This is a genomic window from Aquamicrobium sp. LC103 (assembly GCF_001014615.2).
GTDB lineage: Bacteria > Pseudomonadota > Alphaproteobacteria > Rhizobiales > Rhizobiaceae > LBCQ02.
Genome location: NZ_LBCQ02000002.1, coordinates 269823 through 283157, shown reverse-complemented (window position 1 = coordinate 283157; position 13335 = coordinate 269823). Strand labels below are relative to the sequence as shown.

Genomic DNA, 13335 nt, shown 5'->3' with positions numbered 1-13335 from the left:
TCAGATATAGCCTCGCTCGTGCAGCCAGCCTTCCAGGAGGTCCGCCAATTCCTCGGCCGATCTGCCGGCAGTCTCCAGGTGCACGTCGGCATTCTCGGGCGCTTCATAGGGCGAGTCGACCCCGGTGAAGTTCCTTATCTCGCCCTTGAGCGCGCGTTCGTAAAGCCCTTTCGGGTCGCGCCGCGCACATTCCTCGAAAGGCGTGTCGACGAAGATCTCGACGAATTCGCCCTCGCCCAGAAGCTCGCGGGCCATCTGCCGCTCGGCCCGGAACGGCGAGATGAATGAGACGAGCACGATCAGGCCGGCATCGACCATCAGACGCGCCACCTCGCCGACGCGGCGGATGTTCTCCACGCGATCCTCTTCGGTGAAGCCGAGATCGCGATTGAGGCCGTGACGCACGTTGTCGCCATCGAGGATATAGGTGTGGCGGCCTACCGCGTGCAGCTTCCTTTCGAGAAGATTCGCGATGGTGGATTTGCCCGATCCCGACAGCCCGGTGAACCAGAGCACCGCCGGCTTCTGATGCTTCAGCTCGGCGCGCGCGCCCTTGTTCACGTCGAGCGCCTGCCAGTGGATGTTGGCGGCGCGGCGCAGCGGATGAAGGATCATGCCCGCGCCAACGGTCGCGTTGGTCACCCGGTCGATGAGGACGAAGGCGCCGGTCTGGCGATTGTCGGCGAAATTGTCGAAGGCGACGGGCGATTGCACCGAGATGTTGCAGACGCCGACCTCGTTGAGCTCCAGCGACTTGGCGGCCTCATGCGCGAAATTGTTGATGTTGACGCGGTGCTTCAGTTCCGTGACCCTCGCGTGCGCCTGGTCCGTTTCGGTGCGCAGGATGTAGGAGCGCCCAGGCATCAACGGATGCTCGTCGAACCACACGAGATTGGCGGCGAACTGATCGGCGACCTGCGGGCGGGCATCCGGCGCTACCAGAATATTGCCGCGCGATACCTCGATCTCATCCTCCAGCACCACGGTGACGGCTTGTCCTTCGCGAGCGGACGGGATGTCGCCATTGGCCGTGACGATGCGCTTGACCCGCGACGACCTTCCCGATTTCGCCGCCACCACCTCGTCGCCGACCGCGACGCGGCCGGCCGCGATCGTGCCGGCGAAGCCGCGAAAGTCGAGATTGGGGCGGTTCACATACTGCACCGGAAGCCGAAAGGGTTTGTGAAGAACGTCCGTATCGACCGGCACCGTCTCCAGATGCTCGATCATCGTCGGGCCCGCATACCATGGCATGTTTTCCGACAGCGTGATCACATTCTCGCCGTAGCGCGCCGAAACCGGGATCGGAACCACCGTGGCGAAGCCGAGAGAACCGGCGAAGGAAAGGAAATCCCGCGCGATGCTCTCGAATACCGTCTGATCGTAGTCCACCAGGTCGATCTTGTTGACGGCCAGCAGGATGTGCCTGATGCCGAGCAGCGAGGCGATGAAGGAATGCCGGCGCGTCTGCGGCAGAATCCCCTTGCGCGCGTCGACCAGCACGATCGCGAGATCGGCGGTGGAAGCCCCGGTCGCCATGTTGCGCGTGTATTGCTCGTGGCCCGGCGTGTCGGCGACGATGAACTTGCGCTTCGGCGTGGCGAAGAAGCGGTAGGCGACGTCGATGGTGATGCCCTGCTCGCGTTCCGCCTCGAGCCCGTCCACCAGCAGCGCGAAGTCGATGTCGCTGCCGTTCGTGCCGTGCTTTCGCGAATCGCGCTCCAAAGCGGCGAGTTGATCCTCGAAGATCAGCTTGGTGTCGTAGAGGAGCCGGCCGATTAACGTGGATTTCCCGTCGTCCACGGAGCCGCACGTCAGAAAGCGGAGCATCGATTTCTGCTCCTGTTCCAGAAGGTAGCTGCTGATGTCGGTCGAGGAGGCGCGGACCGCCTTCAAATCGTGCAGCATCAGAAATACCCTTCCCGCTTCTTCTTCTCCATCGATCCGGACTCGTCCTTGTCGATGAGGCGACCCTGTCGTTCGGAGGTCCTCGCGGTCAGCATTTCGGCGACGATCGCCTCCAGCGTGTCCGCGCCGGATTCGATGGCGCCGGTGAGCGGATAGCAGCCGAGCGTGCGGAAACGGACGAGGCGATCCTCGATCTCCTCGTCCTCTCGAAGCTGCATGCGCTCGTCATCGACCATGATGAGCATGCCGTCGCGCTCCACCACAGGACGGCGCTTGGCAAAGTAAAGCGGCACGATGGGTATGTTTTCCTGCATGATGTATTGCCAGATGTCGAGCTCGGTCCAGTTCGACAGCGGAAACACGCGGATCGATTCACCCTGGCTGACCCTCGTATTGTAGATCTTCCACATCTCCGGGCGCTGGTTCTTCGGATCCCAGGCATGTCGCGCGTTGCGGAAGGAGAAAATGCGTTCCTTGGCCCGCGACTTCTCCTCGTCGCGCCGCGCGCCGCCGAAGGCTGCGTCGAAGCCATATTTGTCGAGCGCCTGACGCAGCGCTTCCGTCTTCATGATGCTGGTATGGACGTTCGAGCCGTGGTCGAACGGATTGATGTCGCGTTCCACGCCGTCCTGATTGACGTGAACGAGCAGGTCGAAACCGAGCTTCGCGGCCATGCGATCGCGAAATTCGATCATCTCGCGGAACTTCCAGGTCGTGTCGACGTGCAGGAACGGAAAAGGCGGCTTGGCCGGATAGAAGGCCTTCATCGCCAGGTGCATCAGGACGGATGAATCCTTGCCGACCGAATAGAGCATGGCCGGTCTGGAGAAAGTCGCCGCCACTTCCCGGAAGATGTGGATAGCCTCAGCCTCGAGACGATCGAGGTGAGAGAGCTTCGCAAGCATTGAAGTTTACCTTCGAATTCGACGGACAGCCGGTCCGGCGGTTGGAAACGGCCCCTGCGCAAGCATGAATCCCATATGGAGCGATGCATCGCGAGTTGAGGAAAACCAAATATCTCCCCGCGGGCGGACCGGCTTTTCGCCTCGACAAGGCTGGAGCGAATTTTGTTCCACGCCGCGCATTTTCCGTCGCCCGGCAGCAATTGCAGGCAAGTTGGCTCTGGACGGCAGCGACGTCACGTTATATGCACTGCACCGCTCATATTGGGGCGTAGCCAAGCGGTAAGGCAGCGGTTTTTGGTACCGCCATTCCCTGGTTCGAATCCAGGCGCCCCAGCCAGACCCATGGAAAAGTTGCGCCAGTCGATGGACTGTCCTAGGACCTAGCCGCTTTCGATCCGCAAGCGTATCTGCTACAGCGTGACCCACACGCGCAGCCTCTGGCCAACGACAAAAGGTAACCATGCAATTCATCGATCTGGGCGCACAACGCGAGCGCATTCGTGACCGGCTGAAGGCCGCGATGGACAAGGTCTTCGAGGAAGGCCGCTACATTCTCGGGCCCGAGGTCGGGGAATTCGAGCAGGCGCTCGCCCGCTATGTCGGCGTCAAGCATGTCATCGGCTGCGCAAACGGCACCGACGCGCTGCTGCTGCCGCTGATGGCTCACGGCATCGGCCCCGGAGACGCCGTCTTCTGCCCGAGCTTCACCTTCGCCGCGACAGCCGAAGTGGTCGCCCTCACCAAGGCGGAGCCCGTGTTCATCGACGTCGATGCCGACACCTACAATATCGACATCGCCCAGCTCGAAGCCGCGATCGAGATGGTCAAGCGCGAAGGCAGGCTGACGCCGAAGGCGATCATCCCGGTCGACCTGTTCGGTCTCGCAGCCGACTATCCGAAGGTCATGGAGATCGCCGAGCGTCACGGCCTGATCGTGATCGAGGACGCCGCTCAGGCGATCGGCGGCACGCTTGGCAACCGCATGTGCGGCGCGCTCGGCCATATCGGCTCGACCAGCTTCTACCCGGCGAAGCCGCTCGGATGCTACGGCGACGGCGGCGCGATGTTCACCAATGACGACGAACTGGCCGAGAAGCTGCGCTCCTTCGCCTTCCACGGCAAGGGCGAGACCCAGTACGACAACATCCATGTCGGCCTGAACTCCAGGCTCGACACGCTGCAGGCAGCAATCCTGATCGAGAAGCTCGCCATCCTCGAAGACGAGATGGAGAAGCGGCAGGCGGTGGCCAAGCGCTACAGCGAAGGGCTTCGCGAATGGGTCAAGGTCCCGCAGATCCCCGCCGGCAGCCGTTCGGCCTGGGCGCAATACGCGATCGAGACGCCGCGTCGCGACGAGTTGAAGGCCCATCTGCAGGCGGCCGGCATTCCGACGGTGATCTACTATGTGAAGCCGCTGCATCAGCAGGTCGCCTATCGCGACTACCAGGTCGCGCCCGGCGGGTTGCCGGTGTCCGAAACCCTGCCGTCGCGAATCCTCTGCCTGCCGATGCATCCCTATCTGTCGAACGAGGACCAGGACCGCATCATTGCAACGATAGGCGCCTTCTTCTCGTCCTGAGCGGCACGTCGTTTCAGGGCGTCCGCAGGAACGATCCGGCAAGGGATGTCGCGCAGGGAACCGTAAGCATGCGGAGCTTCTACAGTGCTGTCGGCTCTTTCCTTTCTTAGCGCGTTCGTCGGCGGGCTTGCGGCGCTCCATGCAGCGCTCAGGCTGCTTTCGGGCTTCGGCGCAGCGGCGCCGGACGCCCGTTCCAATCACGCACGGCCGACACCGCAGCTCGGCGGCATCGCGCTCGTGCCGGTCTGGCTGGCGGTGGTGCTCGCGGCTTCCGCCCTCGCCGGGTCGATTCCGGTCTTCTCCGACCCCTTTTTCATCGTTGCCGTGCTGGTGCTTTTCCTCACCGGCATCATGGACGACCGCAATTCACTCGGACCGGTCGGCAAGCTCGTCGCGCAATTCCTTGCCTGCGGGCTGGCGACCGTCGCACTCGTCGGAGTGCTGGAGGAGTGGCCGGTGCCGATGCTGCTTCTCGCGCCCGCCACCCTGCTTGCCCTCGTCGCGGTCGTCAACCTGACCAATTTCATCGACGGCCTCGACCTGATGGCCGTATCGACGGTCGGCGTTCCCTCGCTGGTCTTCGTCGCTCTCGCGGCGGCGATACCGGCGCTGGCCGGGTTCGGGCCCGCAGCGGCGGCATGCGCCGGCGCCTTCGCGGCTTTCGCAACCATCAATCGCCCACCCGCCCGCGCCTTTCTCGGCGACAGCGGGAGCCTGCCGTTCGGCCTGATATTGGGAACGTTGGCGGTCGTCCTGGCGATACGCTGCGGGCCGTTCGCGGCTGCCCTGCTGCCCGCCTACATCCTGCTCGACGGCTTCTATACGTTCTTCAAGCGCGCGAGGAACGGAGAAAGCCTGATGACGGCGCATTCGAGCCATGTCTATCAGCGCGCCTATCGTGGGGGGCGAAGCGCGCTCGAGGTCACCGGCACGGTCGCCGGCTTCGGAATGGTCGCCGGCCTCGTCTGCCTCGCGATCGCGCAAATCGCGTGGCCGTTTCAGCTTTTGGCCGTGATGGCGATCGTGGCGCTTTGGTGCTTCGCCGCCAAATGGCTAACCGGCATGGGCAAGGCCCCATAGGGCAACCCTTTTCGGCTCAATGCTGCCGAATGTATTCGAACAGAAAGGCGCGCACGGCCGCCTCGTCCTGAGCATCCAGAAGCGCGGTGAGCTTTTCCAGTGCCTGGGGAACGCCGTTCCCCTTGCCGTTCTGACGCTTGCCACGCAGGATCTTCGGATGGGAGGTCTTGGCCACGCCGTCCGGGTCATAGAAAAGCTCCTCGAAAAGCTTCTCGCCATCGCGCGTGCCGATGGTGACGATCTCGATATCGCCGTCCGGATTGAGGCCGTCCCGTACGCTCAGCCCCGCCAGCAGGACCATGTCCTCGGCGAGATCGCGGATGTTCACCGGCTCGCCCATTTCAAGCAGGAGTATGTCTCCGGTTTCCGAAAGACCGCCGGCCTGGATGATAAGCTCCGTCGCCTCACGGATCGACATGAAATAGCGCTTCATGTCGGGATGGGTCACGGTCACCGGGCCGCCATTGGCGATCTGCTCCTTGAAGAGCGGAACCACGGAGCCGCTCGAGCCGAGTACGTTGCCGAAGCGGACCGACGCGAAGTTGCAGCTCGCAGGGGCATCCGCCGCCAGCAGGCCGTAATAGCGCACGATCAGCTCCGACCAGCGCTTCGTGGCGCCCATGACGCTCGTCGGGCGCACCGCCTTGTCGGAGGAGATCATGATGAAGTTATCCACCCCGTGCTGGACGGCAGCCTCCACCAGGACCCAGGTTCCCAGCACGTTGTTGCGCACGCCTTCCAGCGCGTTTTCCTCGACCAGGGGCACGTGCTTGTAGGCGGCGCAGTGATAGACCGTTCGGACCTGATGCTCCTCCAGCACGCGATTGACAAATTTGCTGTCGGTGATGGAGCCGAGCGCGGCCACGATCTTCACGTTGCAGTTCTTCTTCAGCTCGCGGTGGATTTCGTAGAGGCCGCGCTCGTCGAAATCCAGAAGAACCAGCTTCGCCGGCGAGAGCCCGACGATCGTGCGGCACAGCTCGGAGCCTATCGACCCCGCTGCGCCCGTCACCAGGATCGTGTTGTCCTTGACCATGGCATGCAAAAGAGCCGTGTCGGCCGGCACCGGCGAACGTCCCAGCAGATCGTCGATATCGATGTCGCGAACCAGGCTGACCAGATATTTTCCGGCGGCGAGATCGGCGATCGACGGCAGGATGCGGAAACGGGCAGCGGTCGAGCTCAGCTTGGCGATGAGTTCGCGCCTCTTCGCGTCGCTGGCGGTGGAGCCCGTGACGATGACCTCGTCCACGCCGAAATCCTTGACCAGACGTTCCAGATCGCCGGCGTCGAAGACCCGCGCGCCGAGAAGCTCCATGCCCTGCAGCCCCGGATCGTCGCTGACGAAGCCCGCCACATAGTGGTAATCGCTTGCCCTCAGCGCATGCGCAAGCTGCAGCGCGGCCTCGTCGGTGCCATAGATCAGCGCCTGCGTCGTCGACTTCCTCGGGCGGCGAAAGCGCCGCATCAACAACCACTTTGCCCCGAAGCGGCTGCCTGTGATGATCAGTATCGCCAGAACCCAGAACACGACCGGGATGGAGCGCGGAACGCCGCTCGAGCCGGTCATGCGCGTCAGGAAGGCCACCGCCACCCAGACCAGCGTCGCGATGGTCACCGCCTGGAAGATCGTCCATATGGCGCGCTCGGGGAGATATCTAATGACGGCTCGATAAAGCCCCATCCGAATGAAGATCGGAATGGCAATGACCGGCAACGTCAGCATTACCAGCATTTGTCCTCTCGACGGTTCGAACAACCGGTCGAACCGCAAAGAATAACTGATCCATACTGCCGCAAGCAGCGCCATCGTGTCGAAGGCAATAAGCAGAAACTGCTTGCCGTATCTGGGTATACCCCCTTCGAGTCGCCGAGCGATACTGAAAGCTTTCATACTGCGCATATGCACATTATTCTACATTGATCCCATTAGGGAAAGAAGAAAGCATTCCAGATTCATGGACGTCCATTAAATCAACATTATATTTTATTCTTCTAAATAACACTTCGAAGATCGCGCTATTAGATTTGTCTACGTTTATTTCCTCTCGCACGTGAATGCAGAGGCTGCGTCGACATGAGGATCGGCCTTCCCAATTCCGATTCATAGATCAGGCAGATACCGTCTATCTCGTCAAAATACAAACCTAATGATATGTCCGCTATTCCCGGACCGTCGGCACTGGCTTGGCAGCGACATCGGGAGGGGTTTTTCCGCTAACCGGGAAAAATCGAGGCTCTACGTCGCGACGGCTGCGACGAGACGCTGCCGCGGCCGCAGGCGAGACGCGATTCCCTCGAATTGCCTGTGAGCGACGGCAAGGACGAACACGTCTCCCACCGCAAGCGCCTCGTCGAGCGGCGCCAGGCGGACGCCCGGAAGGGATGGCGGGAGCTTGCCAATGTTCGGTTCCGCGGCGATCATCGTGCCACCGAAGCTTCGGCGGAGGCGATCGGCGATTTCCAGCGCCGGGCTCCCGCGCAAATCGTCGATATTGGCCTTGAAGGTCAGGCCCAGCATGACGACCGTCTGTTCCCGCTCCGGCTTTCCCCTGTCGGCGAGAGCGGCGATTTCCCGCCGCGCCTTGTCGACGATCCATTTCGGCTTGGAATCGTTGACCTCCCGGGCAGTCCGGATCATCCGCGCCTCGCGCGGCCACTGGCTGGCAATGAACCACGGATCGACCGCGATGCAGTGCCCGCCCACGCCGGGACCCGGTTGGAGAATGTTGACGCGTGGATGCCGGTTCGCGAGCGATATCAGCTCCCAGACGTCGACGCCCGCCTCATCGCAGATGGTGGAAAGCTCGTTGGCGAAGGCGATATTCACATCGCGGAACGAATTCTCGGTCAACTTGCACATCTCGGCGGTGCGCGCATTCGTCACGACGCAGGCTCCCTGCACGAATGTCCGGTAGAGCGCGACCGCGGCTTCAGCGCATTTTGGCGTCATGCCGCCGATCACGCGGTCGTTCTCCACGAGCTCGCGTATGACCTGCCCGGGCAGCACGCGCTCGGGGCAATGCGCCACGCGGATGTCGGACGCCTCGCCGTGCGTGTGCGGAAAGGTCAGGTCGGGCCGCGCCCCGGCAAGCCATTCGGCTACCTTTTCCGTTGCGCCGACGGGCGAGGTGGATTCGAGCACGACCAGATTCCCGGGCCTCAGCATCGGCGCGATGGTTTTGGCCGCGCATTCCACATAGCTGAGATCCGGCTGATGGTCCCTGCCCTTGAAGGGCGTGGGAACGGCGATCAGGAAGGCGTCGGCCGGTTCGGGCGTCGATGTCGCGTGAAGGTAACCCTGCTGCACCGCCGCCCGCACGATCATGTCCAGCGCCGGTTCGACGATATGTATCTCGCCGCGGTTGATCGTATCGATCACCCGCGGCGTGACGTCAACGCCGATGACGGTCTTCCTGCGCGAGGCGAACATTGCCGCCGTCGGCAGACCGATATAACCGAGCCCGACAATCGAGATACGCTCGAACCGGGCGCCGGCGGGGCTCGGCTCGGCCACCGGGCGCGACGTCGCCGGATTCTCATAGGGGTTCACCGCGACCCCCATGGTCCTCATGGCGTGCTCGCTCCCGAGCTCGCCTGTCGGTACGGAAGCGGCCGTTGTCCCCGCTCCGTCCAAGTCGAGCGTATCAAGCCGGAGCGCTTCGATGCGGGTTTCGTCTGTATGGAGTGTTCTCATCGCCAGCCACCAAATAACGGAACTGTATTCGGTGACGGCGGCGGACCGGCATATGCCTCTTCGACTGTGTTCGAGGCATGGCGCCTACCTCCCCTAGACCCTTTCGGCTAGGGGATGGTGCGGCTGGATAGCTCTATGGATGGGCGACGTACCCACGCACGCCGCGCTGCACCGGACAAGTTCCCGGTCTTTTTCAGACAGCCGGCCGGCCGATGCTGCGATATTGCACGCCGTAGCGGGCGACAACGTCGGGCTCGTAGAGATTGCGGCCGTCGAAGATGATGGGGGTCGCGAGCGTTTCGCGGATAAGCTCGAACGGGGGAGCGCGGAAGCTCTTCCATTCGGTGGCGATGAGGAGCGCGTCGGCGCCCTTCAACGCGGCCTCCTTGGTGCCGCACAGCATCAGATCGTCACGCTGGCCATAGGCGTTCTGGCACTCCTGCATGGCCTCGGGGTCGAAGGCCTGCACCTTCGCGCCGGCCGCCCACAGCGCCTCCATGAGAACGCGCGCCGGCGCCTCGCGCATATCGTCGGTGTTGGGCTTGAATGCCAGGCCCCACAGCGCGAACACCTTGCCCGCGACATCGCCGCCGAAATAGTCGAGCACCTTCTCGAACAGCACCGACTTCTGGGCGTTGTTGCGCTCGTCGACCGCCTTCAGCACCGCCGGCTCGAAGCCTACTTCCTCCGCCGTGTGGATCAGCGCCCGCACGTCCTTCGGGAAGCACGAACCGCCATAGCCCAGGCCCGGATAGATGAAATGGTAGCCGATGCGTGGATCGCTGCCGATGCCGAGACGAACGCGTTCGATATCAGCGCCAAGGCGATCGGCCAGGTTCGCCATCTCGTTCATGAAGCTGATCTTGGTGGCGAGCAGGCAGTTGGCCGCGTATTTCGTCAGCTCGGCGCTGCGCACGTCCATCACGATCATCTTCTCGTGATTTCGATTGAAGGGGTCGTAGAGTTCGCGCATCACCCGTTCCGCGGTCGCGCTGTCGGTACCGACGACGATGCGGTCCGGCTTCATGCAGTCCGAGACCGCCGCGCCCTCCTTCAGGAATTCGGGATTGGAGACCACGTGGAAGGGCATGTCGCCGCGACCACGCTCGGCAAGCGTCGCCGCGATCGTGGCCCGCACCTTGTCGCACGTGCCCACCGGCACGGTCGATTTGCTGACGACGATCTTCTCGTTCTCCATCTCGCCGCCGATCGTTGCGGCAACGGCGAGCACATATTTGAGATCGGCCGAACCATCCTCGTTAGGCGGCGTGCCGACCGCGATGATCAGAACCGAGCCGTGCTTGACGGCCGCCGCGGCGTCGGTGGTGAACTGCAGCCTGCCGGCTGCGTGGTTCTCCTTCACGAGCGTTTCCAGCCCGGGCTCGTATATCGGAATAATCCCGTCGTTCAGGCGCTCCACCTTCTGCCGGTCGACGTCGACGCAGACCACGTCATGGCCCACCTCAGCCAACACGGCTGCCTGAACCAGGCCAACATAGCCGATGCCGAATACTGTGATCTTCATGTTCTCTTCGACCTTTGATTGCCGGAACGGGGCCAGCGCCAAAAACGAAAGGCAACGCAGGTTTCATGCTGCGTTGCCGAAGACTAATGAGCGATCTTACTTAACAACTCGGCCAATAGGGCGGCGTCAAGGAAAACCATCGAGGAAGCTTGCGGATATTTCCGCAGGTAAGGTGAACGCCACCTAACCGGCGGAAAAACCGTTCGATCAACGCCGGGAAATCAGTGCCCAAACGGCGGGCACGATCGACGCGGCCAGCGCAGCCTTGATGAGATCGGGAAGCACGAACGGAACGACGCCGAACTGCCAGGCCTGCTGGCTGCCGATCAGGAGGGCGAGCCAGGCGAAGCCCATGGCGAGCATCACCGCATCGGCAATCAGCATCGTGCCGAACAGCTTGAACGGATTGCGGCCCCAGCCACGGTCGGCCGCCCAACCGACGATCGCCGTCATGACGACGAAGCCTGCAAGATATCCGCCCGTCGTGCCGAGCATGTAGGCAAGGCCGATGCCCTTTTCCGGCGAGCTCTGAAAGACAGGCAGACCCATCGCGCCCTGAGCCAGGTAGAAGAGCAGCGTCGCGAGACCGAGACGCATGCCGAAGGTGGCGGCGATGCCGAGAACGGCCAGTGTCTGGAGCGACATGTCGACCGGACCGAAAACGACCTTCGTCTTGGCGGAAAGCGTAAGCAGCAGGCTGCCCGCGATCACCAGGAAGAGCTGCGCGGCCAGGCGCGCGGCGCCCTTTTGCGGCAATGCCAGGGATACGAGCGGGCGGGAAGCGATAGCGGTGGACATTCAGGTCTCCCTTGAATTCTGTCTCGGCGGCCAAGCCGAATGCGATGGTTTCCCCTATATGATCTTCCGTGCTAAGCGGCAACTCGTTTCGCCGAACGCTGTCCACACATCCGGGATTTCCTCATGGCCCTCGATTTCGATACAAGCTTCGATCCAAGGCATGGCGAGGCGATCGAAGTCGCGCCCGGCGTGCTGCGCGTCACCGTCAACAATCCCAGTGCCTTCACATTCCACGGCACCAACAGCTATATCGTCGGCAAAGACACGCTGGCGGTGATAGATCCCGGCCCCCAGGACGAAACGCATCTCGAGGCGCTGCTCCAGGCCATAGCCGGCCGGCCCGTCAGCCATATCTTCGTCAGCCACACCCATTCCGACCATTCGCCGCTGACCGCCGCCCTGAAACAGGCCACGGGCGCGCTCGTATTGGCCGAGGGGCCTCATCGTTCGGCAAGGCCGCTGCGAATCGGCGAGACGAACCCGCTGGATGCCAGCGCCGACACCTCCTTTTCGCCCGACCGGAGGCTCGCCGATGGCGAACTCGTCGCGGGCGATGGCTGGGCGATCCGCGCGATCCACACGCCGGGTCACGCCGCAAACCACATGGCCTTCGCGCTGGAAGACACCGGGACGCTCTTCTCGGCCGATCACGTAATGGCCTGGGCAACCTCGATCGTCGCGCCGCCGGATGGGGCGATGTCGGACTACATGGCCTCGCTCGACAAGCTCCTGCGGCGCGACGACCGTATTTTCCTGCCCGGCCATGGCGGCCCGGTGACCAGCCCCGCCGCTTTCATGCGCGGGCTCAAGGCACATCGCAAGATGCGCGAACGGGCGATAGTCGAGAGGCTGAAGGCCGGCGACCGGACGGTCGCCGATCTCGTGGCCACGATCTACCGCGATACCGATCCACGCCTTCACGGCGCGGCCGGGCTCTCGGTCCTGGCGCATCTGGAGGATCTTACCGCGCGCGGCGTCGTCCGCTCCGAAACAGCGCCCTCAATCGACGCCGTCTTCTTCCCCGCCTGACGACGGCGGGATATCTACGATCGCCTTGGCCTGGCGTGTCACCTCGGCGTCGAGGTCGGACATGAAGCGGGCAACCCGACGAGCTCCGTCACCGAGATCGTGCCTGCCATAGCGCGAGTTCATGCGCATATCGACGAATGTCGTTCCGCCCTCGTCCGTCACGCGAAAAACGGCGTCGACCGGAAAACCGAGCACGAGCGTCGGCGCATAGGCTTCGATCACGAATTCCGGCATGCCGGCCTGGTAGAGCGAACCGGAAAGCGCCCAGCCTCGGCTTCGGATCACGGTTTCCAACGCCTGGACGATCTGGTCCGCCGATATGTCGTAGCGGCGGCCACGCACTTCCGGATAGCGCTCCATCTGCAGCCTGGCGTTTTCCGGAGTGATCGGCACGATCGGGTTCATCCGAGCGGTGCGCAGCGAGGCGGCGCGCTCGAACTGCGGAGGATCGACCGGGTCGGTGGCGACGTCGTAGAACATCGGATAGCGCAGCGCGCAGAACGCACCGATCAGGAAAGGCGCGAGCACGGCCGCCGACATCAGGCTTGCCGCCAGCGACGCCTTGCCGGCCTTGTCTCCGTAGCGCCAGAGCCGGCTGAACCCGCTGATAGCGAGCAGCAAGCCCAGAAGCGCCAGCATGCCGACAATGCCGAGCACGCTCAGAAAGGCGAGCGTGTCGACCACGCCGAAGCGATGGCCGAACCCGGCGACGACGAACAGCACGCCCGCAAAAAAGGAAAGCCTCTTCGCCCATTGGGCGCGCCGCGATGTCCGCCGTTCAGGAAATACCGCCATATCCGATGCCGTCACGCGC

Annotated in this window: 10 protein-coding genes and 1 tRNA gene; 4 read left to right on the top strand and 7 right to left on the bottom strand. The window is 63.1% G+C overall.

The window, feature by feature from the left end:
- Positions 1-1908, bottom strand: coding sequence for a sulfate adenylyltransferase subunit CysN (gene cysN / locus XW59_RS04745; RefSeq protein WP_047143604.1), 1908 nt, complete (start codon positions 1906-1908; stop codon positions 1-3).
- Positions 1908-2813, bottom strand: coding sequence for a sulfate adenylyltransferase subunit CysD (gene cysD / locus XW59_RS04740; protein WP_047143603.1), 906 nt, complete (start codon positions 2811-2813; stop codon positions 1908-1910). The genes cysN and cysD overlap by 1 nt, the downstream gene beginning before the upstream one ends.
- Before the next feature lie 262 nt (positions 2814-3075).
- Between cysD and XW59_RS04735 the strand changes: the two genes are divergently transcribed.
- The 3 genes from XW59_RS04735 (at position 3076) to XW59_RS04725 (ending at position 5472) form a co-directional block, all read left to right on the top strand.
- Positions 3076-3150 (top strand) — tRNA-Gln (locus XW59_RS04735).
- 123 nt (positions 3151-3273) lie between these two features.
- Positions 3274-4392: a DegT/DnrJ/EryC1/StrS aminotransferase family protein gene (locus tag XW59_RS04730; protein ID WP_047143602.1), complete on the top strand. Its 1119-nt coding sequence runs from the start codon at positions 3274-3276 to the stop codon at positions 4390-4392.
- Between the two features lie 84 nt (positions 4393-4476).
- The gene (locus XW59_RS04725; protein ID WP_052957979.1) at positions 4477-5472 is read left to right on the top strand and encodes a hypothetical protein; all 996 of its coding nucleotides are present in this window, start codon (positions 4477-4479) and stop codon (positions 5470-5472) included.
- 16 nt (positions 5473-5488) lie between these two features.
- Here the strand turns inward: XW59_RS04725 and XW59_RS04720 are convergent, their stop codons facing one another.
- The 4 genes from XW59_RS04720 to XW59_RS04705 all read right to left on the bottom strand — a co-directional run bounded on the left by XW59_RS04720 (position 5489) and on the right by XW59_RS04705 (position 11492).
- Positions 5489-7366 (bottom strand): nucleoside-diphosphate sugar epimerase/dehydratase, encoded by a 1878-nt coding sequence (locus tag XW59_RS04720; RefSeq protein WP_047143888.1) that lies wholly within the window; start codon positions 7364-7366, stop codon positions 5489-5491.
- A 345-nt stretch (positions 7367-7711) separates the two neighbouring features.
- Complete coding sequence (gene wecC, locus XW59_RS04715) at positions 7712-9046, bottom strand: UDP-N-acetyl-D-mannosamine dehydrogenase (RefSeq protein ID WP_281406219.1); 1335 nt, start codon at positions 9044-9046, stop codon at positions 7712-7714.
- Positions 9047-9362: 316 nt separating this feature from the next.
- Positions 9363-10694, bottom strand: a complete 1332-nt coding sequence (locus XW59_RS04710) for a UDP-glucose/GDP-mannose dehydrogenase family protein (RefSeq protein WP_047143886.1) — start codon at positions 10692-10694, stop codon at positions 9363-9365.
- A gap of 207 nt (positions 10695-10901) precedes the next feature.
- The gene (locus tag XW59_RS04705; RefSeq protein ID WP_047143601.1) at positions 10902-11492 is read right to left on the bottom strand and encodes a biotin transporter BioY; all 591 of its coding nucleotides are present in this window, start codon (positions 11490-11492) and stop codon (positions 10902-10904) included.
- A gap of 123 nt (positions 11493-11615) precedes the next feature.
- Here XW59_RS04705 and XW59_RS04700 point away from each other — a divergent pair, with 123 nt between their 5' ends.
- The gene (locus XW59_RS04700; RefSeq protein WP_047143600.1) at positions 11616-12521 is read left to right on the top strand and encodes an MBL fold metallo-hydrolase; all 906 of its coding nucleotides are present in this window, start codon (positions 11616-11618) and stop codon (positions 12519-12521) included.
- Here XW59_RS04700 and XW59_RS04695 read toward each other — a convergent pair.
- Entirely contained in the window at positions 12492-13331 is an 840-nt protein-coding gene (locus XW59_RS04695; protein WP_137326983.1) for a DUF1499 domain-containing protein, read from the bottom strand. The genes XW59_RS04700 and XW59_RS04695 overlap by 30 nt on opposite strands.
- Positions 13332-13335: the final 4 nt, after the last annotated feature.